We start from the raw sequence: 24539 nt of genomic DNA on the forward strand, positions 1-24539 counted from the left end.
CGACGACTGCTGATGACACGGGGCGGCTGAAAGGCCGCATCCGTCGACGCCAGGAAGGCGCGATGCTGAAGGCCGCCGAGAAGGTCTTTGCGCGCGCCGGCTTCCAGGGCGCAACCATGGCCGAAATCGCCGATCTCGCAGGCGTGCCCAAGGCGACGCTGCACTACTACTTCGGCTCCAAGGAAGAACTCTACCGGGCAGTGCTCGACAACATTCTCACCCTGTGGCTCGCCGAAACCGAAAGCATCACCGCCGACGCCGATCCGGCGACCGCTTTGACCACCTACGTGCGCGCCAAGATGCGCCTGAGCGCGCGCCGTCCAGACGCCTCGCGCGTGTTCGCCAACGAGATCGTGCACGGCGCGACCCATATCGGCGAATATCTGCGCACCGAACTGCGCAAGACGGTGGAAGCGCGCGCGGCGGTCATTGACCAGTGGGCAGCCGAAGGGCGGATTCTGCCGGTGGATGCCACCCATCTGTTCTTCACCATCTGGGCTGCCACGCAGACCTATGCCGACTTCGAGAGCCAGGTCTGCGCCGTCATCGGCAAGTCCCGGCTGTCGGCGTCCGATCATGAACGCGCATGTGCGCATGTGCTGACCGTCGTGCTGCGCACCTGCGGTCTGCCCTGCGCAGCCGATCAGCTCCGCCCGGTTCCACCACCTCCCGCAAACACAACCCACTGAAAGGAAGTCAAGATGACCAATCGTATTCGCCGAACCCTGATTACATCGAGCCTCGCGCTGGCTGCCGCCGCGATGCTGCCGCTGTCGGCGATTGCCGCAGACAAGATCAAGGTTGCAGCGATCTACACCGTGCCCGTCGAGCAACAATGGGTGTCGCGCATCCACAAGGCGCTCAATGCGGCACAGAGCCGTGGCGAGATCGAATACGTGTTCTCCGAGAACGTCACCAACGCCGACTACGAGCGAGTGATGCGCCAGTACGCCGAACAGGGCAAGGGCCTGATCGTGGGCGAGGCGTTTGCGGTTGAGTCCGCCGCGCGCAAGGTGGCACGCGACTATCCGAAGACGGCCTTCCTGCTCGGCTCCTCGGGCAAGCCGCAGGCACCGAACTTTTCGGTGTTCGACAACTACATCCAGGAACCGGCCTACCTCACCGGCATGATCGCCGCTGGCATGAGCAAGAGCGGCCAGATCGGCATGGTGGGCGGCTATCCGATCCCCGAGGTCAATCGCCTGATGCATGCCTTCATGGATGGCGCGCGCGAGATCAACCCCAAGGTGAAGTTCACCGTCAGCTTCATCGGCTCGTGGTTCGACCCCCCGAAGGCGAAGGAAGCCGCGTTTGCGATGATCGACAAGGGTGCGGACGTGATGTACGCCGAGCGCTTCGGTGTGTCCGACGCCGCCAAGGAGCGCGGCGTGCTGGCCATCGGCAACGTCATCGACACCCAGCCGCAGTACCCGGATACCGTGGTCGCCTCGGCACTGTGGAACATGGAGCCGACCATCGACACCGCACTCAAGATGGTCAAGGCCGGCACCTTCAAGGCCGAGGACTATGGCAAGTATTCGACGATGAAATTCGGCGGCAGCGAGATGGCCAAGCTGGGCACCTTCGAATCCAAGGTACCGGCTGAACTTACCGCCAAGGTCAAGGCCAAGGAAAAAGCCATTCTTGACGGCAGCTTCACGGTCAAGGTAAATGACGCCGAGCCAAAATCCAACTAAGTGACTTGAGTATTCCGCACCATGAATGAAAGCCTGCCTGCCCTGCGCCTGGCAAACATCACCAAGCGCTTCGGCAAGCTGGTGGCCAACGACGACATCTCGCTCGACCTCGGTACGGGCGAGGTGCTCGCCCTGCTCGGAGAGAACGGTGCCGGCAAGAGCACCCTTGTCAGCATCCTGTTCGGGCACTACGTCGCCGACGAAGGCAGCATCGAGATCTTCGGCCAGCCACTGCCGCCGGGCAACCCCAAGGCCTCGCTCGCGGCCGGCGTGGGCATGGTGCATCAGCACTTCGCCCTTGCCGACAACCTCAGCGTGCTCGACAACGTGCTGCTCGGCACCGAGCCAATGTGGCTGCCTTTTTCGCGCAGGCGTGCCGCACGCGCCAGACTGATCGCCACCGCCGAACGCTTCGGCCTCGGCGTCGATCCCGATGCGCGCGTGGCGGCACTGTCCGTCGGCGAGCGCCAGCGGGTCGAGATCCTGAAAGCGCTGTATCGCGGCGCCCGTATCCTGATTCTCGACGAACCCACGGCGGTACTGACGCCGCAGGAAAGCGAATCGCTCTTCGCCACCCTCGCCACGCTGGTCTCGGAGGGGCTGTCGGTGATCTTCATCAGCCACAAGCTCGACGAAGTGCTGCGCGTTTCCGCGCGCGTGGCGGTGCTGCGTGGCGGCCGGCTGGTAAGTGTGCGCAACACCGAAGACACCACCAAGGCCGAACTTGCCGAGCTCATGGTCGGGCGCAGCGTGACCCTGCCCACCCGTGAGCCACGCCCGCACGGCGACATGGTGCTGAACCTGTCCGGCGTGCACGCGGCACAGGGAGGCAAGACCCTGCTCGACGACCTCAGCCTGGTCGTTCGCGCCGGCGAGATCGTCGGCATTGCCGGCGTCTCCGGCAACGGACAGCAGGCGCTGGCCGACCTGCTGTGCGGCACGCTCGCGGCAGATCGTGGTGAGGTAAGCGTCAGCGGACAGATCATGCGCGCCAACCCGCGCGACTGGGTCGCCCGCCGCGTGGCGCGCATCCCGGAGGACCGCCATACGGTCGGCGTGGTGGGCGACCTGCCGGTGTGGGAGAACGCGGTGTCCGAGCGCCTGCACCTGCCTGCCTTCTCGCGCGCTGGCATCGTGCGCGGCAAGACCGCCCGCGACTTCACCCGCAAGCTGGTCGAGCAGTTCGACGTGCGCCTGTCGGGCATCGAAGTGCCCTCGCGGGTGCTGTCGGGGGGCAACATGCAGAAACTCATTCTTGGCCGCGCCCTGTCGGTGGCGGGCGACGGTGTGACCCCGACGCTGATCGTCGCCAACCAGCCTACCTGGGGTCTGGATATCGGCGCGGTCGCCTATGTTCATCGCTGCCTGCTCGACGCCGCGGCGGCGGGGGCTGCGGTGCTGGTCATTTCCGAGGACCTTGATGAACTGTTCGCCATTGCCGACCGCATCGCGGTGATGTTCAAGGGCCGCCTCGGCCCCGCATTGCCCACCGAAGGCTGCAGCCGCGCGGCAATCGGTCTGGCCATGGCCGGAAGCGCCGCATCGAATACCGAAGGAGCCCCGCAGCATGCGGCTTGAATCACGCAGTGAATACTCACGGCGGGCCATGCTGCTCGCCCCGATTGTTGCCGTGCTCGTCACGCTGGGCGTATGCGCACTGCTCGTGGCCTGGGCCGGCGCCCCGGTCGGGCAGACCTATGCCCTGCTCTTCGACGGCGCTTTCGGCTCGCGCTTTGCCTTTGCCGAAACCCTGACCCGTGCCACCCCGCTGATTCTCACCGGACTCGCCGCCGCCGTTGCGTTTCGTGCGCGCCTGTTCAACATCGGCGCCGAGGGCCAGCTCTACCTCGGCGCACTCGCAGCGGTCGCGGTGGGCGGCATGCACGGTGGCAGCACCTTCGATCTCCCCTTGCCGCTGCTGTCCGCGCTGATGATCGCCGCCGGCGCGGCGGCCGGTGCGCTGTGGCTGCTGGGGCCGGCGTGGATGAAGCTGAAACTGGGCGTGGATGAAGTCGTGACCACGCTGCTGCTCAACTTCGTCGCCCTGCTGCTGGTATCGATGATGCTGGACGGGCCGATGAAGGATCCGCTTGCCATGGGCTGGCCGCAATCGGTGGCGCTCGACCCCGAACTCGAATTCAGCCGCCTGATCGAGCGCTCGCGGGTTCACACCGGATTGCTGATGGCCTTTGGCCTGGCAATCCTGATGTGGCTGATCGAACGCTTCACCACCTTCGGCTTTGCCCTGCGTGCGGTCGGCGCCAACAATCGCGCCGCCGCCTTTGCCGGTCTGCCGGTTGGACGCACCGTGCTGTTGTGCGCCCTGCTGTCGGGCGCCCTGGCCGGTCTGGCCGGTGTCGGCGAAGTCGCCGGGCGCGCGAGCTATGTCACCACCGACATGTCGCCCGGCTACGGCTACGCCGGCATCGTCATCGCCATGCTCGCCGGTCTGCACCCGCTGGGCGTGCTGCTTGCGGCCCTCTTCGTCGCCGCCGTTCAGGTCGGTGCCGACAGCATGAGCCGGGTGGTGGGCGTGCCCAACTTCATCGCCGACGTGATCGTCGCCACCGCCCTGCTCACCATGCTGGTGGCCACCCTGCTCACCCGTTACCGCATCCGCTGGGGGCGCGCATGATGGATTTTCTGACGACCCTTTTCGACATGCTCGGCTCGGCCTCCTTCTGGGTCGCGACCCTGCGGGTGGCGACGCCGCTGATCCTCGGCACCCTCGGGGTACTGATCTGCGAGCGTGCCGGCGTCCTCAACCTCGGCATCGAAGGCATCATGGTGGCCGGCGCCTTCACCGGCTGGCTCGTGGTGTTCAACGGCGCCGACCTGTGGACCGGCGTGCTGGTCGCCGGCCTGGTCGGTGGTGTGTTCGGGCTGCTGCACGCGATACTCACCGTGTGGCTGACCGTGTCGCAGCACGTCGCCGGCCTCGGCGTCACCCTGCTCGCCACCAGCCTGTCGGCCTTCGCCTACCGCGTCAGCTTTCCGCAGGTCAGCACGCCGCCCACCATCGAGGCCTTCGCCCCGCTCGAAGGGCTGGCCGGCCTGCCGCTGATCGGGCCGGTGCTGGCGGGACAGACCGCGCTGACTCTGCTTGCCATCGCGCTGGTGCCTGCAATCGCCTACCTGCTCTACCGCACGCCAATGGGCCTGGCCTTGCGCATGGTCGGCGAGAACCCCGCCGCGGCCGAGGGCCAGGGCGTGGACGTGATCGCGGTGCGCACGGGCGCGGTCATCGCGGGCTCGATGCTGATGGGGCTCGCCGGTGCCTTCCTGACGCTGTCGGCGTTCAACGCCTTCTTCTTCAACATGATCAATGGTCGCGGCTGGATCTGCGTGGCGCTGGTGGTGTTCGCCTCGTGGCGGCCGGGCAAGGCCTTGCTCGGCGCGGTGCTGTTCGCCGCCTTCGACGCCGCACAGTTGCGTCTGCAGCAGGCTGGCGGTGCGCTGCCCTACCAGATCTATCTGATGCTGCCCTACCTGCTGTCCATCCTCGCCCTGATCGTGATGGCCCGCCGCGCCGCCTATCCGCAGGCGCTGATGAAGCCTTATCGCAAAGGTGAGCGCTGATCCGGCGCCAACCGACACCACTGCCAACCAGATACCGGGACTCCCATGCTCGACGTCATCATTCTCAACGCCTCGCTCCCCGATGGCCGCAGCCCGATCGATATCGGCATCCTCGACGGTCGCATCGTTGCGGTCGAACGCGCGCTGGTCGCCGACGCCCATGAAGTCATCGATGCCGCCGGGCAGCTCGTCAGCCCGCCTTTTGTCGATCCCCACTTCCACATGGACTCAACGCTCAGCTACGGACAGCCGCGCGTCAATCAGTCCGGCACCCTGCTCGAAGGCATCGCGCTGTGGGGCGAACTCAAGCCCCTGCTGACCCAGGATGCGATCATCGAACGCGCCATGGCCTACTGCGACTGGGCGGTCGCAAAGGGCCTGCTCGCCATCCGCTCGCACGTCGACGTCTGCGACCCACGCCTGCTGGCGGTAGAAGCCCTGCTCGAAGTGAAGCGCCGCGTCGCGCCCTATCTCGACCTGCAACTGGTGGCCTTTCCGCAGGACGGTGTGCTGCGCGCACCCGGCGCGCTGGAAAACCTCACCCGCGCACTCGATATGGGCGTGGAGGTGGTGGGTGGGATTCCGCACTTCGAGCGCACCATGGCCGACGGTGCCGAATCGGTGCGCATCCTGTGCGAACTCGCCGCCGAGCGCGGCCTGCGGGTCGACATGCACTGCGACGAGAGCGACGACCCCTTGTCGCGCCACATCGAAACCCTCGCCCAGCACACGCATCGTCTCGGCTTGCACGGCCGGGTCGCGGGCTCGCACCTGACCTCGATGCACTCGATGGACAACTACTATGTTTCCAAGCTGATTCCGCTGATCCGCGAAGCGGGCGTGGCCGCCATCGCCAACCCGCTGATCAACATCACCCTGCAGGGCCGCCACGACACCTATCCCAAGCGCCGCGGCATGACCCGCGTGCCCGAGCTGCTTGCCGGCGGCGTGCCGGTGGCATTCGGTCACGACTGCGTGATGGACCCTTGGTATGCGCTGGGCAGCGGCGACATGCTCGAAGTCGCAAACATGGGCCTGCATGTGGCACAGATGACCGGACAGGCTGCGATGCGCCAGTGCTATTCAGCGGTCACCGACACCGCAGCCTCGATTCTCGGCCTGGAGGGCTATGGCATTGCGCCCGGCTGTCGCGCCGACCTCGTCATGCTGCAGGCGGCAGACCCGGTGGAGGCTCTGCGCCTGCGTGCCACCCGGCTGATGGTGATGCGCGCGGGCCGCGTGATCGCCCGCACCCCGCCCGCCACCGCCAGCCTCTCGCTGCCGGAGCGGCCGCAGACGGTGGACTGGCGGCTGCGCGGCAATCAGCCCGGCTGAACAGCCGCAAATGCGGCAGCGACCTGCCTGACGTTGCCGGCGTTCAGACCGGCAACGCACATGCGCCCGCTCGCGATCAGGTACACGCCAAACTCTTCGCGCAGCCGGTCCACCTGCGCCGCACTGAAGCCGGTGTAGCTGAACATTCCGCGCTGCCGCAGCAGGTAGTCGAAATTGCGCGCGGGCAGCGCCGTTTTCAGTTCAGCCACCAGCGTCTTGCGCATCTCGATGATGCGCAGACGCATGGCCTCAAGTTCGTCCAGCCACTGCTGCCTGAGCCCGGCATCGTTGAGCACCATGGCGACGACCTGCGCGCCAAAGTTCGGCGGGCTCGAATAGTTGCGGCGCACGGTCGCCTTCAGCTGGCCAAGCACACGGGTCGCTTCCTCGCTGCTCTCGCACACGACGGACAAGCCCCCCACGCGTTCGCCGTACAGCGAAAAGATCTTGGAAAAGGAGTTGCACACAAGGCAGCTGACGCCAGCCGCGGCCATCGCACGGATTGCGTAAGCATCTTCCGCGATACCCTCGCCGAACCCCTGATAGGCGATGTCCATGAACGGGATCAGGTCGCGCGCCTTCACCACCTCGACCACCCGATCCCACTGCGCCGTGCTCAGATCCGAACCGGTCGGGTTATGACAGCAGGGGTGGAGCAGCACGATGCTCTTCGGCGGCAGCTGTGCCAACGTCGCAAGCATGCCCTCGATATCCACACCGAGCGTGGCAGCATCGAAATACGGATAGGTATGCACCTTGAAGCCGGCACCCGCGAGAATCGCAACATGGTTATCCCAGGTCGGATCGCTGACCCACACTTCCGAACCCGGGAAGTAGCGTTTGAGGAAGTCGGCAGCAACCTTGAGCGCGCCGGAGCCGCCCACGGTCTGAATGGTGGCAACGCGCTCCTGTGCCAGCAAGGGGTTGTCTGCACCGAACAGCAGCTGCTGAACACCGCTGCGGTAGGACTGCAGCCCCTCCATCGGCAAATAGACCGAAGCCACATGAGGCTGCGCGTTCAGTCGGCTTTCGGCCGCATCCACCGCGCCCAGCTGCGGAATGACACCGTGCCCGTCGTAATACAGCCCGATGCTCAGATTGACCTTCTGCGCTCGCGTGTCGGCCTTGAACGTCTCCATCAGGGACAGAATCGGGTCGCCGGCATAGGCATCGACATGTTGGAACACGGTGTATCACTCCTGGTGTGGTTGCTTCGGCAGCGGCGCGAGCGAAACGGCGCGATTGTGCGCCGCCCGCAAGAAGGGACGCATTATAAAAGACAATGCCATCAGCACCCGGGGAACGCAGCACCGAATTTCGCATGCGCCGGGTGCCACACAGCGCACTCGCAGAGCTGGATGCGCTGCCATGAACCCGGCCACCGCAGGCAGCCTTAGAATAGCGCTTCAACGTGCGTACTGCAGGAGCCAGTCATGGAAATGAAACGTATCAGCTCCGGGAAACTGCGGGCGGTCGGCTACGACGCCGGAACGCGCACCCTGAGGGTCGAACTCGATGACGGCAGCCTGATCGATTACGCCGGCATCGGTGCCGAGCTGTGGCGGCGGCTGTCGAGCTCCGGTTCGGCATGGAGCTTCTATCGCGACAACATCGAAGAGGAGTTCGCCGGGCGCAGAGCCTTCGCTGACAGGGAGAAAAAGGGCAACCCGCTGGACGACCTGTTCAAGTAACTGCAAGCGGCATCCTGGTCCTCGCCGGCAAGCGCGCATCGCCCAACGCGGTCGGGTGCAACATGGCGGTAACGCGCCTTATCGCATATGGTGAACCAGCAGCGCCCTGCAAACGCACACGGGAAGCTCACCAACCGCCATGCCGTCAGATGCCGACATTGCCGAGATCTCGCAGATATTCCTGAGCGCAACAGCAAAGGACTGCAAGGCGTATCGGGAATCCGTTCGCGACTTTGTGCAGTCGAACCTCCCGGCCGCGAAGATCTACCTGCAGGAAGACTGGTCTGAAGGCGGCCACTTCGTCGTCGATGTGTGCAAGGCGCGGGTCACCGAAAGTGACGGCTATTTCGGCTTGTTCGGCTTTCGCTACGGATGGATTCCGCCCGGTTTCCAGTATTCGATTACCGAACTCGAATTCCGCTGGGCAGAAGCAAAGTGGGGCAATGGCGAGGCCCCGGTCTTTATCCTTCTGCCTGAAGCCGGCAGCCCCGCGGAGAAGCACCTGCGGGAAGCTGCCAAGGCGCAGACCGACCTCGACCCGCCCGACCTCGCCGCACTCGACAACGCCAACCAGACACGCTTCCTGCAGACCGTAAAGGAATGGGCCGCAGACGGACGCATCATGGTGTTCTACCGCGATCAGGTCGAACTGTTGGGAAAGGCCCTGTCCAGCATTCAGAACTGGAACCTCACGCTGCTGCGCCAGGCGCTCGCAGGCCGCCGGCAGGCAAGCGGCGACATTCCCCTCGCCGAACTGGGTCGCATTGGGCGCGACACACAGCGCATGGCCCTGGTCGACGCGCTCGAAGACTTCCGCTCGGTCAAGGGCGAGCGCGCGGCCGCATTTCTCGTGCATGGGCCGGAGAACCACGGCCAGCGCGAATTCGCCGAATTTCTGAACGTCTGGGACGACGAGTGGGAGGATGCCCAGCCGATCTGCGGCCAGCCCGCCGACACCGCCGATGCGCTGATCCGCTGGACCTGCGGCCAGCTTGGCACCCCGATGATCGAGCGCGCAGCCCTTCCCGAGTTGGCCCAGACACTCGCCGCGCGCCTGCGCCGGGGGCCGGTCATCATCATCCAGCGCAGCATCGGGCACCGCCCGGAGCGCCTCACGCGATTTATCGAAAGCTTCTGGCGCCCCCTGCGCAAGGCACTTGCCACGCAGGACTGCGGCAGCGGCCGTCTGTACTGGTTTCTGATCGACCATAGTCCGCTGCCGCAAGCCGGGCTTGAAGCTGTCCTCCGGATGGACGAGAACGACACCCACGCGGACTACGATGACCTGCTCGCGCTCCCCGCGCTCGACGACATCAGCGCGGGCGCGGTTCGGAAATGGCTCAAGGAGTTGCGCAAAAGCGCAGGCATCAAGCTCGGCGAAGCACAACGCGATGAGATCGCCGCGCTCGCCACCACCCCCAACGGCAATCCATCCGACGTCTATAACCGGCTGACCCTGCACGGCTTCTGGGCCAGCGCAAGCTGAGGACAACACCATGGCGCCACCGTCCCGCTACAAGCAATTCGCTGGCAACAAGTCGGCCTCCTACCTTGCCACTGCAGAAACGGCGGAGATCGTGAACCTTGCCGTCCGGCTGGGCCGCCCGCTGCTGGTCGAAGGCGAGGCCGGCTGCGGCAAGACGCGCCTGGCCAGCGCGATTGCAGAAGAGCTCGGTCTGCTCAAGCATCTCACCATCATGACCGTCAAGAGCACCAGCCAGGCGCGTGACCTCCTCTACCGTTTCGATGCGCTGCGGCGTCTGCAGGACGCGCAGGACCCGAACAACCCGACCGCACGCAAGGTCTATCCCTACATCGATCTCGAACCCCTCGGCCATGCGATTCGCGAAGGCAAGCCAGGCGTGGTGCTGATCGATGAAGTCGACAAAGCCGACATCGACTTTCCCAATGACCTGCTCGACGTGCTCGACCGTTTCGAGTTCGACATCGAGGACCTTCCGCGCAGCGAAGATCAGGCCTGTCTTGCCGAGCGCGGTTTCGGGCGCCACATCAGCGCACCGCCCAAAGGCGTTCGCCCCATCGTGCTGATCACCAGCAACCGCGAGAAGCAGCTCCCCGAGCCCTTCCTGCGGCGCTGCCTCTATGTGCAGCTCGACTTTCCGACCGACAAGGCGATGCTGGCCGACATCGTTGCCAAGAACCTCAAGGCAAGGCTCGACGCCGTGAGCGACGAACTCACGGCTGGCGCGGTCGAGCGCTTCATGGAGATCCGCAAGCGTGGTCTCGAACTCGGCATGCAGAAGCTGCCGGCCACCAGCGAACTGGTGGACTGGATTCGGGTGCTGCACTGGCAGGGCCGCAAGGCCGAAGAGATCTCGCCCGAAAAGCTGGGCACGAGCGACCAGGCCATCCTGTTCAAGATCCGGAACGACATCGAACGTTACCGCGCACGTACGGTAGACGAAGCCGGCGACTGAGCTCATCCATGCGCGCCACGCATTCCCTGCCGCCGCTCCTTCACGGGCTCTTTCGTGAGCTGGTCGCACGCGGCGTACCCGTTGGCGTGCGCGACTATCTGGACGGGGTACGGGCGCTGCGTGCGGGTTTCGGCCACGGCGACCGCCAGTCGCTGCGCGAGCTTGCACTTGCCTTGTGGGCACGGGATGAGGAAGAGCGGCGCCTGATCAATCGCTGGTTTCAGTCCCTGCCGCCGGTGCCGCCCCCGCTCACCGCCACGGTTGAGGCCCTCGTCGTCAAGGGCGAGACAGAGGCAGAACCTGAGCACAAGACGCCAGCGGGCAGCACACTCACGCTGCCAAAGACGGAAGACGCAGCCCCCGGGCACACCGCGTTAGCGACTGACGCGGCAAGCGCCCCACCTGAAGAAGGCGCTCCGCGTGTCCGCCTCGCCTTTGCCGGCCCGAGCGACAGCGGCGGCCTGCCGATTCCGCGCATGGACGGCGAACCCCTGCTGGGCGAAGACTATGTGCTGCATCCGCACGTCATCATCAACGCGCGCGACCTGGCCGTGCTGTGGCGACGCTTCCGGCGCACCGCCCGCACCGGCCCGCGCACCGAACTCGACCTCGATGCAACCCTGCGCGAACGTTGCCGCAGGGGGCTCATCGGGGAACCGGTGTTACGCGCACGCCGGCGCAACAACGTGCGTCTGCTGGTGCTCGCAGATGCCAGCGCGAGCATGGATCCGTGGCGCCCCTTCCTCGACACACTGGCAGACTCCCTGCGTCTGGGGCGTTTTGCCCGCGCCGAGATCCGCTACTTTTCCAACCTGCCACGGCGTCAGTTTTTCCGCACGCAGCAACTCACCGCGCCCGAAGCCAGCGACGCGGTGCTGGCCCGTCATGCCGGCGCAGCGCTGCTGATCGTGAGCGATGCCGGCTGTGCGCGTGGCTATCTGAACCGCCGCCGCGCAGTGCAGACACTCGACTTTCTCGACACTGCAGCGCGGCACTTTTCCGCCTCGGTGTGGCTCAACCCCATGCCGCGCGCGCGCTGGGCACAAACGACCGCGTCGCTGATCGCATCCTCGCGCACGCCAATGCTGCCGCTCGATGCCGATCACCTGCTGCGCGCGATCGACATCCTGCGCGGCAATAAACAGGCCTGACGATGCCCTATCCCGCCCATCTCGGCCAGCGCCCCCTCGACGTCCGCGAAGCCTATTTCGCGCTCGAACAATACGCCAGCGACTACGGCGAAGAGGCCTTGCTGCTGCTGATGCACGCATCGGTGCCGGAGACGCTTCGCGCAGACCTGCTCGATCTCATCCGCGTGAATTTCCTGCCCGCACAGGGCACCGACCGCAGCCTCGAAGCCGACGTCCTGTTTGCCCCGATCACAAGCTCGCTGGGCGCAGGCTATTACCGTATCGATCCGCAGGTGCGATGGCACTGCATGGCCTTGCTGCGCTCGCGCTACCGCGCCGACATCCGCCCGCGCGCACTGCGCGTCGCCGAACTGCTGTGGCGCTACGTCGACACCATCGAAAAACGTTCGGGGGGCGCAATCGATCCCCAGCTGGCGGAGTTTCTCGCGATACAGCGCTGGGTCGCACTCGCCTTCATCAGCCCCGACGGCGCCGCGCACGCTTTTGCCGATGCGCTCCGGCAGGCTGACAGCAAGCCCGTCGCGGCCCGCGTGCAACTCGGCGGACTCGCCGCAGCAATCGAAATGCCGCTGGCCCGCGAACAGACATTGCTCGCCTACGCGCGCGGGATGGATGCCCTTGCCCGGGGGGACGAGGAGAACGGGCAGCGCATCCTGCGCTCACTCGGCGACGAGGAGATCCGCGTCGGCAAGATCGTGCTGCGTCCGCCGGGCGATCTGCTCGCGGAAACCGCGCCGGCGCAGAGCGTGGCTCCGCCGCCACGCATCTTCATCTCGTATGTGAACGCGTACAGCCATTTCGCCCGCCCGCTCGAACAGGCGCTGCTTGCTCTGGGCGCCATCGTCGAATGGGACATGAACCTGAAGTCGGGTGACGCCTGGCAGGAAACACTCACTCGGATGCTCGATGAGGCCGACGTGGTTGTCTCGGTTGCGGGCCGCGCAACGCAGGCGCGTAAGTTTCCGATGGAAGAGATCGCCCGCGCGCTGCGACTTGGCAAACTGCTGATTCCGGTCTTCGTGGAAGCGGTGGAGGGCCCGCCCGAACTCATCGAGCGTCAGGCTGCGAACACCGACGAAAATGGCCGGATCGCCTATCTCGACGGTTTGGCGGACGAAGATCTGCCACAGGTGATCGCACGCACCGCACGCAACATCGTCGATGCGGCGATGAGCGATCGCAGCAGGCGCGACGCACAGCTCACCGCCGAAGACGCCCCCGAACCCGGCGCCGGCTCGCCGTCGAATGGCAGCCTGACCGTGCGCCAGCCCGATCCGGGCACCTTGCAATACCTCGACACCACAGTCCGCTCCCGGACGGAATGGCTGGTACGCTACGACCCCGCGCTGCTCGATTCGCTGCTGGCGCAACTGCCATCGGCCACCGATTCCTTCGACGAACTCGCCCTTGCGTTGGCGCAGTTGCTCCTGCCGGAAAAGCGTGATCCCCCTCAACCGGGGGACAGCGTGCACCTGACGCTGGATCGCGCTGCCGCCGCCCTGCCGTGGGAGGCAATCCTGGGCCCGCACGACGGCAAGCGGCAACTGCCCGTCGCCGTCACGCGCTCGCTCGACGGCCTGAGGCCACCCAGGCGCCCCGGGAGCACGAGCGCCCATGCGCTGTTGATCGGCGACCCGGTCAGCACCCAGACCCTGCCCGACATGCCCGAAGGCCTGCCCCCCTTGCCAGGCGTCCGCAGCGAACTCGGTGCGATCTCCGAGACGCTGAGGGCCACCGGCTATACGGTGATGGTGAGTGAGCATGAAAATGCCGACGAGATCATGAAACGGCTCTATGCACGTGAGTTCCGGATTCTGGTGATTCTGGGGCGTTCGGTACATGAGTACGCGCTCGAAGACGAGCGCATGAAGCGCCCCACCAAACGCCCGATAAAACGCGCCCCGAAGAGTCAGCCCGCGGAACATCGCACGAGTGGCTTCATCCTCAGTGATGGCATCTTCCTGACCGCGGCCGAAATCGGAAAAATGCGCGAACCACCACAACTCGTTTTCCTCAATGACCGTCACATGGACGGGCAGACCGGACAGGCCGAGGGTATGGATCAGCATGGGAAGGCAAGCACGTCGATGACAGCAGAACTCCTCGCAATGGGCGTCGGCTGCGTGCTGACCCCGGGCTGGACCGTGGACGACACCGCTGCAGCATACTGGTCACAACGTTTCTTCGAGGACATCAGCAGGGGCGCAACGCTGGAGTCGGCAAGTATCGCCGCCCGTACTGCAACGAGCGATCACTATCCGCGGCAATCAAGCTGGGCAGCGTTTCAGGTCTGGGGCGAACCGGACTTCCGCCTGCCACCACCCAAGCCGTCCGGAAAGCGCAATTCGGCAAGCTGAACCCCTCTCCGGACTGGAATTCGCCGGTGCGGGATGCTTGAATGAAAACAGAAAGAACAAATACAACATGCATCCTGGGACAACCCCACCTGTCGCACGCCGTTCCCTCACCTACTGGAGGCTGCCATGTCCAAGAACGCGCTTTGCATCGGCATCAACGACTACCCAGGTACGCAAAACGACCTGTCCGGCTGCGTCAACGACGCCCACGACTGGTCTAGCGCACTGACGGCACGGGGGTTCAGCACACGGATGCTGCTCGATGCCGACGCCAGCAAATCGGGCATGGTTGCGGCCATCGGCGACATCATCGGTAACGCCTCCCGCAACGACAGCGTCGTGATCACCTACTCGGGTCATGGCACCTGGGTACCCGACGAGAGCGGCGAAGAACCCGACGGTCGTGACGAAGGGCTGTGCCCGTGGGACATCGAGCAAGGCGAGGTCTTGCTCGACGACGAGCTTCACGTGCTCCTCGGCAAGCGTGCGCCGGGTGTGCGGATTGTGATCATCGCCGACAGTTGCCATTCGGGCTCGGTGACGCGCGGTGACAATTCGGACCTCGATCCCGGCATGCCGCGTGCCCGCTTTCTCCCGCCGCAAGTCTGGATGAGCAGCGACAAGCTGCCAAGCCGGATGCCAACCAAGATTCTGGGTGGCATCGCACGCAGCGGCGGCGACCTGTTGATCGCCGGCTGCCTCGATACGCAGTACAGCTGGGACACGCGCTTCAACGGTCGTCCCAACGGGGCCTTCACCTACTACGCGCTGAAGGCGCTCGCCAACCTGCCCCCCGGCAGCAGCTACGCAAGCTGGTACCGGAAGATCACCCCGACCTGGCTGCCCACCAACCAGTTGCCGCAGAACCCGCAGATATTCGGCTCCACATCGGCGCGCGGCTGGAAGGTCTTCGAGTAAGAGAGTGGGGATTGCTCGACGCGTCCCACCGCAACGGACATCGCCGGAACGCACTGCCGGCCCTGAGGATGAACGATGGCTGACCCGATCACGACCGCACGAATTCGCTTTCCCGTCGCTGCTTCCCGGGCCGACGCCCCCGCCACCCCGAACCTGACCCTGCCGGCTGCACTCACCCGGCCGGCCAGCCGCAGCGACCGCGCACCAACGCCGCTGATCGACAACGTCGAAGTGCTGGGAAGCTGGGATCTGGCGCCCGCACGACGCAGCGCAGACGCATCGCAACAGGCCGAGATCAGCGAGGACACCACGCTGCTGGCGCTCGAGGCTGCGGATGGCACCACGATCTTCATGCGCACCGACGCGCTGGCCGAGCGCATCGCACAGGTCCAGCCCGATGCGCTGCTGCCCGACGGCAGTATCGACTTCGCCCGCTTTCGCGATCGCGATGCGACCACGCGCGGTCTGGGCGACTGGATCTGGCGCCGTGTCATTGCGCTCCGGCTGAAGCCGGACGGCATCATCGACCTTGCGCAGGAAAAGGCGCGCGAATGGCTGGGCGACAAGGCCGGCAACGCAGCCATGGAAGTGGCCACGCTGGCGGGTACCAAAGCCCTGATGTGGGCAATCGAAAGCCAGCTTGCCGGCGAACCCGGTCTCTACCACTGGCGCACCAGCGCGGCCCTGCAGCCCACCGACCGCTGCACCGCAGACGACGCGAGACTCGCCCCCCTTGCCGCAGGCGGCGCCGCCGCGCTCGTCTTCATCCACGGCACTGCGTCTCACACCCTCGGGGGCTTTGGCGATCTGGTGTGCAGCCGCGAATGGAAGGCCCTGACCCGCAGCTTTGGCGACCAGGTCTACGGATACGAGCACCGCACGTTTTCCGAAAGCCCGATCGACAACGCGATCGCCCTGCTTGAAGTGCTCCCGCCCGGTGCGCGACTCAACCTGGTCACGCATTCGCGTGGCGGCCTGGTGGGCGATCTGCTGTGCCTTGCCCCACCCCCGCCGGGCGGCACCGATGCAAACCTGGAGCGCCTGATCCGGAGCTATCAGCGCATGCCGCGGACCGAGGAGCTCGAAGCCGAAGAAGCAAACCCCGCGCTGCGCGAGGCCCGACTCGCCTTCGTCGCCGACGAACAGGCCAGGCTGCGCAGGCTGGTGAGCCTGCTGCAGCAAAAAAGGCCGGTGATCGAACGCTACGTGCGCGTTGCCTCGCCCGCACGCGGCACCGCGCTGCTATCCGACAATCTGGATGTCTTCCTCTCCGGTTTGCTGGCGCTGGTGCGCAAGCTCGGCAGTGTGGCCATCGGCGCGGCTGCGGGTGCGCTCGCCACCCCGGTCGCCGGCGAAGCCGCACGTCGCGCGTCGGACAAGGCGCTCAAATGTCTTGCTCGCGTGGTAACCGAGGTTGCCCAGAATCGCGTCCAGCCCCAACTCGTGCCGGGCATCGAAGCCATGCTGCCGGAAGCCCCGATGGGCATGCTGCTCGGCAGTGCGGCCAGCGTGCCCGGCGTGCGCATGGCCATCATCGCCGGCGACATCGAGGGCGGCAACCTGCTCAAGCGCATCGGCGTGATGTTTACCGACTGGATGTTCTTCGATCAGGCACGCAACGACCTGGTGGTGGATACCGCATCGATGTACGGCGGCGTTGCGCTTGCAGCCAAAGCACGCGCGATCTTTGTGCGCGGCGCGGAAGTCAGCCATTTCAGCTATTTCCGCGATGCCACCCTGACCGAAGGCCAGCCCTTGCCGCAGGCCTTGCGCGAATGGCTGCAGGCCGGCCCCCAGGACACGCTGCCGCGCTGGAAACCCATGTTCGATCTCGCCCCTGCACCCGCCCGGCTGCGTGGCGAGCGCGAGAAGGTGGCACCGAACACCCGCCCGGTGGTGGTCTATCTGCCGGGCATCATGGGCAGCGAACTCACCGCCAATGGCGACGGCGTGTGGCTGAGCTTCCTGTCGATGGGCTTTGGCGGGCTGGCGCGAATTGCCATCGACAGTGGCGAAACGGTCAAGCCCGACGACGTCGTGCGACTGGCCTATGGCAAGCTCAAGGACCACCTGCACGACCGTCATTACGTCGAAACCTTCACCTACGACTGGCGCCAGCCGCTGACCAAGCTAGGCCCCCGCTTTGCCGAAACCCTCGCCGACATTCTCGCGCGCCACCCCGACCAGCCGGTGCGCATCCTCGCGCACAGCATGGGCGGCCTGGTAGTGCGCGCCGCATTTGCACAAGACGCCAGCCTGTGGGAGCGCATTGTTGCCCGCGACGGTGGTCGCCTGGTGATGATGGGCACGCCCAACCACGGCGCCCACCTCATGGTGCAGACCCTGTTCGGCCTGTCCGACACCATCCGCATGCTGGCGCGGCTCGACACCCGCCACGCCATGCCCGAGGTGCTCAAGATCATCGGTGCCTTCCAGGGTGCCATCAACCTGCTTCCGGCGCCGGACTTCGTGGACGCGGGCGGTTACGCGGGCGAGCAGTTCTACCGCGCAGACGAATGGGAGCGTCTGGCCGCGTTCAACAACGACTTCTGGTTCGGCAAGCGCTTGTGTGGCCGGCCAAGTGCCGCCGCGCTCGACGCCACCCGCAGCATCTGGGTGGCGCTCGCCGACACTGCGTGGATGCGGCACAAACCGGAACGCCTCCACTACGTTTATGGCAAGGCCGATGCCACCCCCTGCGGGCTGATGGAACAACGCCGGCCCGACGGCTCCACGCTGAACCTGCTGATTGCCGAAACCCCCTTCGGCGATGGCTCGGTGACCTGGCGTTCGGGCAAGCTGAGCGCGATCCCCGCGGACAACTGCTGGCTGATGCCGGTCGACCACACCGGTCTGGCCAACACGCCCAAGTACTTCGCCGACATCGACGCGCTGCTCGAAGGCCGCCAGCCCGCCCTCAAACGCCTGCCGCAGACCCGCGGCGACGAAACCGGAGCCGGCGCCGCACGCACCCGGCGCGCCGGACCGCCGCCGGGATGGCCGGGCGAGGACGAGGCGATACTCAACATTCTTGGCGGCCACCCCGAAGTCGGCGAAGCCCCGGTACCGAAGGCAACGCTCAAGGTCCGCGTCGCGGCACGCGATCTGCGTTTCGTCCACGTCCCGGTGCTGTGCGGCCACTATCGCGACGACCCCATCGCCGGTGCCGAATGGGCGATCGACAGTTGCCTGGTCAATGGCGCGCTGACGCATCGCAAGCAGCTGGGAATTCACTCTGGCGAGCTGGGTGGGGCCACCATCGTGCTGATGCCCCGCAGCATCGAGGAACGCAAGCGCCAGACTGGTCGTGGCGCCGTGGTGGTCGGTCTCGGCCCCATGGGCAAACTCGCCGCAGCCGGCGTTACCGAGGCCGTGCGTGCCGGGGTGCTGCGCTACCTGCTGCACGCAGGTGACCGTTACGGGGAGGAATGCGCCCTGCAACCTGAACAGGTCTCAGCCACCACCCCGCTCGCCCTGCCGCTTGCCAGCGTTCTGATCGGCTCGAACTCCGCCGCCCAGCTTGAAATCGAAGAATCGGTCAAGGCGGTCGTGCTCGGCGTGCTGTTCGCCAATCGCGACTTTAACCGCAGCCGTGCCGCGCGCGGTGAGCGTGAGGTGCGCGTCACGCGACTGGAGCTGATCGAGCTTTATCTCGACACCGCGATTTCGGCCGCACACGCGGTCAGGAAGCTGGAACACACGCTGGAGCGCGAGCTGCAACAGGTCGACACCCAGCTTGAGGCCGCAAGCGAGCTTCACTTCGGCATGGGCATGCGCCAGCGCCTCTACATCGGCAACAGCGGTTCCTACTGGCCAAGGCTGCAGGTAACGGACGCCGACCGCGACGAAAGCAACTGCGACGAAGCCTGTTATGTGCCGCGCATCGCCAACCCGATTCCGCCCCACATCCTCACCCGCATACTCAAGGTTTATGGTTGCGGTGGCGACCAGCCCGGAACCCTGCCGATTACGGGTATGGATCTGCCGCCGGACACCCGCCCGGCGCGCAGGCTGCGTTTCACTTACATGGGGGAAAAGGCACGTGCCGAATCGGTATCGCCGGTGCGCCAGCCGGGCGCGGTCGAAACACTCATCGACGAAACGCTCGGCAGCTACGCCAGCACCCAATACACACCGGGCAGCGGCTTTGGCAACACCTTGTTCCAGCTGCTCGTGCCGCTCGAGTTCAAATCCGCCGCACGCAAGACCGACCGCCTGATGCTGGTGGTCGACCAGACGACGGCAAACCTGCCGTGGGAGCTACTCGAAACCGATGGCGCACCGATGGTGCTCAAGACCCGCATGGTGCGCCAGTTCGTCACCAGCGAGTTCCGCCGCGAAGTCATCCGTCCGGACGGCCTGAATGCCTGCGTGATCTCGAATCCCAGCACCGAGGGCTATCACGCACAGTTCGGCGGCCCGGACTGGACGCCCCGCATCGGTGCCGACGGCAAACCCGAGCCCGACCGCCTCCCCAGCCTGCCGGGCGCAGCCGAAGAAGGCGAAGCAATCATTGCCGCGCTCGAACGCGCGAACTACACGGTGACCCACGCGCCACCCGACTGTCGCGCCAGCGATGTGTTCACCCGCCTGTTCTCCGGCAGCTGGCGCATCGTGGTGATCAACGCCCACGGCATCTTCGGCAAGCGCGCACGCGACGGCAGCTACCGCAGCGGCGTGGTGCTGTCAGACGGTCTGCTGCTGTCGGCACGTGAAATCGATTTGATGGAAACCGTTCCCGAACTGGTCTTCATCAACTGTTGCCACCTTGCCAAGGGCAGCTCGGGCGGCGGACGTCTGGCCGCAGGGCTGTCGCAGGAGCTGATCAGCATGGGCGTGCGCTGCATCGTCGCCGCCGGATGGGAAGTGCGCGACGACGCGGCAAAGCTGTTCGCCACCCGCTTCTTCGAGCAGATGCTCGAACACGGCGCAAGTTTTGGCGACGCCGTGCATCGTGCGCGCAAGGACACTTTCGCGGAATACGACGACTGCAATACCTGGGGCGCCTACCAGGCGTACGGCGACCCCGACTTCCGGCTTCGTCATGTTCACCGCGAGCCCACTGACAACTACCCGCTCACCGCCCCCGAAGAACTCCTCGACTGGCTGGAGCAGCGCCACCTCGACGCACACATCCAGAACGCGAACAGCGTGCGCTTCAGCGAGCTGCAACAGCGGATCGACGCCCGCTTCGCGGCCCTCCCCGAGGGCTGGAAGCTGCGCGCCGACGTTCAGCAGGCGCTCGGCCGCCTGCTCGCCGACTACCCGCTCAAGGACAGCTTTGCGGGCGCCCATGCCGCCTATCTGAACGCCGTTCGCGCCGACTCGTCGGACATGAAAGTCCCCTTCTCTGCCATCGAGCAGCTGATCAACCTCGAGAGTCGCGAAGCAGAGCGCCTGTGCAATCCGGGGCCAGAGCAGAATCTGAAGGCGGCCAGCGCGCTCGCCGACAGCGCCGTGCGCCGTGCACAGGCGCTGGCCGGATTCGCCGCCTGCACCAACGCCGGAAGCGACGTCGCAAACGGCAGCAAGGCTACGCCCGCCCCCAACATGGAGCGCATGGCCATCACCGGCAGCGCCTACAAGCGCCAGGCGATCGTGCTGCTGCGCGGCGGCGCCAAATGGGACGAGATTTCCACCGTGCTGCAGGCCGCACGCGACGCCTATCAGTCCGGCGAAGGCCAACCCGGGCCTTCTCCATGGAATCCCTATGCCTGTATCAACCGCCTGCAACTCGACGCCCTCGTTACCCGGCCCTCGAGCAGACGCGAAGACCCAACACCGCTCATCGAAACCTGCCAGCTTGCCGCACGCGGCAACTTCGAGCTCAGCTACAAGTTCTTCGATGCAGTCGCGAGCGCCGACGCTACTCTGGCCGCGTGGCTGCTGGGTGTGCGCCAGGCCGGCGACAGACGGGATCGACAGCACGACGCGGCCGTACTGGTCGAAGCCTATCGGGCCGCGCTGGTGCAGGTTGCCCACTCACCGCGCGAGCTCGACTCGGTGCTGGGGCAGATCCGCCTGCTCGCGGAGTTCCTCGCCAGACGCAACATCTCCGGCGATGCCACCCGGGTGAAGGTGCTGACGGCGCTGGTGGAACGGCTTGCCGAGGCCCCCTGAGGCCACGGATAGCCGGCTGCCATCCAGAACGGCGCGCAGCCGGCATGTCTCCGTCGTGACACCGTTCATGCACGCGGGATTCGCACGAACAACCGGGCCGGACTGTGTTCCAATAATGACGCAAGACATACCCTGCAGCGATCCGCGACCATGAGAGAGGCAGCGATGCAAGGCATCTTCGTCAGTTACCGCCGTCAGGACAGCCAGAGTGCTGCCGGGCGCCTCACCGATCACCTGAAGGAACACCTCGCCGACGTTCCCATCTTTCGCGATGTGGAAGCGATCGAACCCGGAGTGGATTTCCTCGACGCCATCGAGCACGCGCTGCAGTCATGCGGCGTGCTGATTGCCGTCATCGGCCCGCGCTGGGCATCGATCACCGACGACACCGGGAAACGCCGGCTTGAAGACCCCAACGACTACACCCGGCTCGAGATCGCCACCGCGCTCGAGCGCGAGGGCGTGCGCGTGATCCCGGTGCTGGTCGACGGTGCAAGCATCCCGACAACAGACGTCTTACCCCCGGACCTCGAGAGCCTTGCGCGCCGCAACGCGATCGAACTCTCGGACAAGCGCTGGGAATACGATGTCTCGCAGTTGGTAAGCTCACTGCGCAACGTGCTCGGCGTTTCAGACGCCGCGCCGACCCCAACACCGACCCCAACACCCACACCGACGCCTGCACCGGCCCCAACACCAGCGCCGGAACCGACGCCGAAGCGGCCGCCGTCCGCCGTCAAGGAGATCCGGTACAGATGGTGGATCGCTACCGTCGTCCTGATCCTGGCAGTCATCGGCTATGTCATCGAAGAGCCCTTGCCCACCGACCCCGAGCGCTACGAGCAGCAAGGGGACCAGACGCAAGCCAATCGCGAGCGCAGCCGAGTGCCGGAAGCGCCCACCGGCGCACCGCTTCTGAGCGGACTCTGGCAAGACGGCGAAGGCGGCCAGTATGAAATCGTGCAGCAGGGAAATCGCCTCACCATTCAGGGTAGCGGCCCCGATGGCCGCGTTTCGGGCTCGGCCGTCGTTCAGGGTTGGCGCGGCGAAGGCGCCTACACCCTCAACGGTCGTCCGCTGCAAAGCAGCTTTGCCGTATCGCCGGACGGAACGCGGATGGAGGTCGTCATTCTCGACCCGGCAAGCGGACAGCACGAGTATGCAGTGCTCGTGAAAATCCGCTGAAAAACGCCCTGCCGCACTTGGCGTGAATTTCTCCGTCGTAAAAATGCGCGCAAATCCCTGCCAGCGCACCGTGCTGACCGCATGACTCACCACCTCAAGCACCCGCGCTTGGCCTTCGCCATCTTCGGGCAACCGTGGTCGTGCAGTCGATGTCCGACGGCTCCGAGAGGCGTGCCGTGGCCCATTCGACAATCAGGTCAGGTGACATCAGGGGCTCCGCATCCCGGTGAATGGCACGCTCTCCGAGCAAAAAATGCGCCATTCCAGACGTTTTCACCGCATTCAAAGCGGTTTTCTGCAACGCCGATTTGCTACCAACTGGCGCGCCTGCGACAATTACGCACTTGATTACATTGCCGATGACTCATGTCCGACCAGAACGCACCGCTCAACGCCCAGGACGAAAACCATCTCATCGCCGAACGCCGCGAGAAACTCGCGCAATGGCGTCAGACTGGCCGCGCCTTCCCCAACGACTTCTCGCGTGAAAACACCGCTGGCAAGCTCGACGAGCTCTACTCCGACAAAGAACCGGAAGTGCTCGAAGCCACGCCGGTCGAGGTCAAGGTTGCCGGCCGCGTCATGCTCAAGCGCGTCATGGGCAAGGCCAGCTTCATCACCATTCAGGATCTGTCGGGCCGCATTCAGCTCTACGTCCAGCGCGACAGCGTGGGCGAAGACGTCTATGCCGAGTTCAAGCACTGGGACATCGGCGACATCGTCGGCTGCGTCGGCACCCTGTTCAAGACCAAGACGGGCGAGCTCACGGTCAAGGCCAGCGAAATCCGCCTGCTCACCAAGAGCCTGCGCCCGCTGCCAGACAAGTTCCATGGCCTCACCGACCAGGAAACCAAGTACCGTCAGCGCTATGTCGACCTGATCATGAGCGAAGAGTCGCGCTTCACCTTCGTGGCGCGCAGCCGCCTGGTGCAGTCGATCCGCAACTACATGACCGGCCACAACTTCCTCGAAGTCGAAACGCCGATGATGCACCCCATCCCCGGCGGCGCATCGGCCAAGCCCTTCGTCACCCACCACAACGCGCTGGACATGGAACTCTTCCTGCGCATCGCGCCCGAGCTCTACCTCAAGCGCCTGGTGGTCGGCGGCTTCGAGAAGGTGTTCGAGGTCAACCGCAACTTCCGCAACGAAGGCCTCTCGCCGCGTCACAACCCCGAATTCACCATGATGGAGTTCTACGAGGCGTACGCGAACTACCGCACGCTGATGGACTTCACCGAAGGCCTCATCCGTCACGCCGCGCGCGAAGCACTCGGCACCGAGACCTTCACCTATCAGGGCCGCGAACTCGACCTGTCCAAGCCCTTCCACCGCCTGACCATCGTCGAAGCCATCCGCAAGTACCACCCCGGCTTCACCGTCGAGCAGCTCGCCGACGCCGACTGGGTCAAGCAGAAGATCAAGGACTTCGGCGAGCCGGTCAAAGCCGGCGGCATCGGCAGCCTGCAACTGCAACTGTTCGAAGCCTGTGCCGAAGCCGAGCTGTGGGAACCCACCTACATCATCGACTACCCGGTCGAAGTCAGCCCGCTGGCACGCGCCTCGGATGCCGACCCGGAAATCACCGAGCGCTTCGAGCTCTTCATCGTCGGCCGCGAAATCGCCAACGGCTTCTCCGAGCTCAACGACCCCGAAGACCAGGCCGCCCGCTTCCGCGCGCAAGCCAGTGCCAAGGACGCCGGTGACGAAGAAGCCATGTACTACGACGCCGACTACATCCGCGCCCTCGAATTCGGCCTGCCCCCCACAGGCGGCTGCGGCATCGGCATCGACCGCCTGGTGATGCTGCTAACCGACAGCCCGGCAATCCGCGACGTGATCCTGTTCCCGCAGATGCGGGCGGAGTAAGCACCCCGCCTCATCCAGCGAACAGCGCCCCACAAAAACCCGCACGGCCTTTGGCCCTGCGGGTTTTTTGTTGTTCGGCGCCGGCGTGCAGAATTCCCATGGACATAATTGGAATGGATTTGTATGCTCATTCACATGCTGATGAGATTACTAGTTCCCCGGTCACTCGGCGACCGCGCGAATTTGAATCCAATTAATC

General features: G+C 65.4%; 16 protein-coding genes. 15 read left to right on the forward strand and 1 reads right to left on the reverse strand.

Features of this window, described 5'->3' with window-relative positions:
- Positions 1 to 62: 62 nt before the first annotated feature.
- Genes CEW87_RS18290 through CEW87_RS18315 form a run of 6 tightly spaced genes read left to right on the forward strand, consistent with a single transcriptional unit; the run spans position 63 to position 6611 of the window.
- Positions 63 to 689 carry a TetR/AcrR family transcriptional regulator gene (locus CEW87_RS18290; protein ID WP_199917052.1) on the forward strand — a complete coding sequence of 209 codons (627 nt, stop codon included), beginning with the start codon at positions 63 to 65 and terminating at the stop codon, positions 687 to 689.
- A 12-nt stretch (positions 690 to 701) separates the two neighbouring features.
- On the forward strand, positions 702 to 1697 hold the full coding sequence (locus CEW87_RS18295; protein WP_108975289.1) for a BMP family protein: 996 nt from the start codon (positions 702 to 704) through the stop codon (positions 1695 to 1697).
- A 21-nt stretch (positions 1698 to 1718) separates the two neighbouring features.
- Positions 1719 to 3275, forward strand: a complete 1557-nt coding sequence (locus tag CEW87_RS18300; RefSeq protein WP_108975291.1) for an ABC transporter ATP-binding protein — start codon at positions 1719 to 1721, stop codon at positions 3273 to 3275.
- Positions 3265 to 4332 (forward strand): ABC transporter permease, encoded by a 1068-nt coding sequence (locus CEW87_RS18305; RefSeq protein WP_108975293.1) that lies wholly within the window; start codon positions 3265 to 3267, stop codon positions 4330 to 4332. Before CEW87_RS18300 ends, CEW87_RS18305 begins: the two co-directional genes overlap by 11 nt.
- Positions 4329 to 5276 (forward strand): ABC transporter permease, encoded by a 948-nt coding sequence (locus tag CEW87_RS18310; protein WP_199917053.1) that lies wholly within the window; start codon positions 4329 to 4331, stop codon positions 5274 to 5276. The genes CEW87_RS18305 and CEW87_RS18310 overlap by 4 nt, the downstream gene beginning before the upstream one ends.
- Positions 5277 to 5321: 45 nt before the next feature.
- On the forward strand, positions 5322 to 6611 hold the full coding sequence (locus CEW87_RS18315) for an amidohydrolase family protein (RefSeq protein WP_108975295.1): 1290 nt from the start codon (positions 5322 to 5324) through the stop codon (positions 6609 to 6611).
- On the opposite strand, the gene CEW87_RS18320 is transcribed toward CEW87_RS18315, so the two are convergent.
- Positions 6599 to 7798 carry an aromatic amino acid transaminase gene (locus tag CEW87_RS18320; protein ID WP_108975297.1) on the reverse strand — a complete coding sequence of 400 codons (1200 nt, stop codon included), beginning with the start codon at positions 7796 to 7798 and terminating at the stop codon, positions 6599 to 6601. The genes CEW87_RS18315 and CEW87_RS18320 overlap by 13 nt on opposite strands.
- Before the next feature lie 246 nt (positions 7799 to 8044).
- Here CEW87_RS18320 and CEW87_RS18325 point away from each other — a divergent pair, with 246 nt between their 5' ends.
- The 9 genes from CEW87_RS18325 (at position 8045) to lysS (ending at position 24340) form a co-directional block, all read left to right on the forward strand.
- Positions 8045 to 8302, forward strand: coding sequence for a KTSC domain-containing protein (locus CEW87_RS18325; RefSeq protein ID WP_108975299.1), 258 nt, complete (start codon positions 8045 to 8047; stop codon positions 8300 to 8302).
- Between the two features lie 139 nt (positions 8303 to 8441).
- The gene (locus CEW87_RS18330) at positions 8442 to 9788 is read left to right on the forward strand and encodes a DUF4062 domain-containing protein (RefSeq protein WP_108975301.1); all 1347 of its coding nucleotides are present in this window, start codon (positions 8442 to 8444) and stop codon (positions 9786 to 9788) included.
- A 10-nt stretch (positions 9789 to 9798) separates the two neighbouring features.
- A complete protein-coding gene (locus CEW87_RS18335) occupies positions 9799 to 10740 on the forward strand; it encodes an AAA family ATPase (protein ID WP_108975303.1) in 942 nt (313 codons plus the stop codon).
- A gap of 8 nt (positions 10741 to 10748) precedes the next feature.
- A complete protein-coding gene (locus tag CEW87_RS18340; RefSeq protein WP_108975305.1) occupies positions 10749 to 11891 on the forward strand; it encodes a VWA domain-containing protein in 1143 nt (380 codons plus the stop codon).
- A gap of 2 nt (positions 11892 to 11893) precedes the next feature.
- Positions 11894 to 14248 carry a CHAT domain-containing protein gene (locus CEW87_RS18345; RefSeq protein WP_108975307.1) on the forward strand — a complete coding sequence of 785 codons (2355 nt, stop codon included), beginning with the start codon at positions 11894 to 11896 and terminating at the stop codon, positions 14246 to 14248.
- A gap of 126 nt (positions 14249 to 14374) precedes the next feature.
- Positions 14375 to 15166 (forward strand): caspase family protein, encoded by a 792-nt coding sequence (locus CEW87_RS18350; protein WP_108975309.1) that lies wholly within the window; start codon positions 14375 to 14377, stop codon positions 15164 to 15166.
- A gap of 75 nt (positions 15167 to 15241) precedes the next feature.
- A complete protein-coding gene (locus CEW87_RS18355; protein ID WP_108975311.1) occupies positions 15242 to 21286 on the forward strand; it encodes a DUF7379 domain-containing protein in 6045 nt (2014 codons plus the stop codon).
- A 165-nt stretch (positions 21287 to 21451) separates the two neighbouring features.
- A complete protein-coding gene (locus tag CEW87_RS18360; protein ID WP_159098206.1) occupies positions 21452 to 22471 on the forward strand; it encodes a toll/interleukin-1 receptor domain-containing protein in 1020 nt (339 codons plus the stop codon).
- A gap of 366 nt (positions 22472 to 22837) precedes the next feature.
- Positions 22838 to 24340, forward strand: coding sequence for a lysine--tRNA ligase (lysS, locus tag CEW87_RS18365; protein WP_108975315.1), 1503 nt, complete (start codon positions 22838 to 22840; stop codon positions 24338 to 24340).
- Positions 24341 to 24539: the final 199 nt, after the last annotated feature.

The sequence above is a fragment of the Parazoarcus communis genome, from assembly GCF_003111665.1.
Lineage (GTDB): Bacteria > Pseudomonadota > Gammaproteobacteria > Burkholderiales > Rhodocyclaceae > Parazoarcus > Parazoarcus communis_B.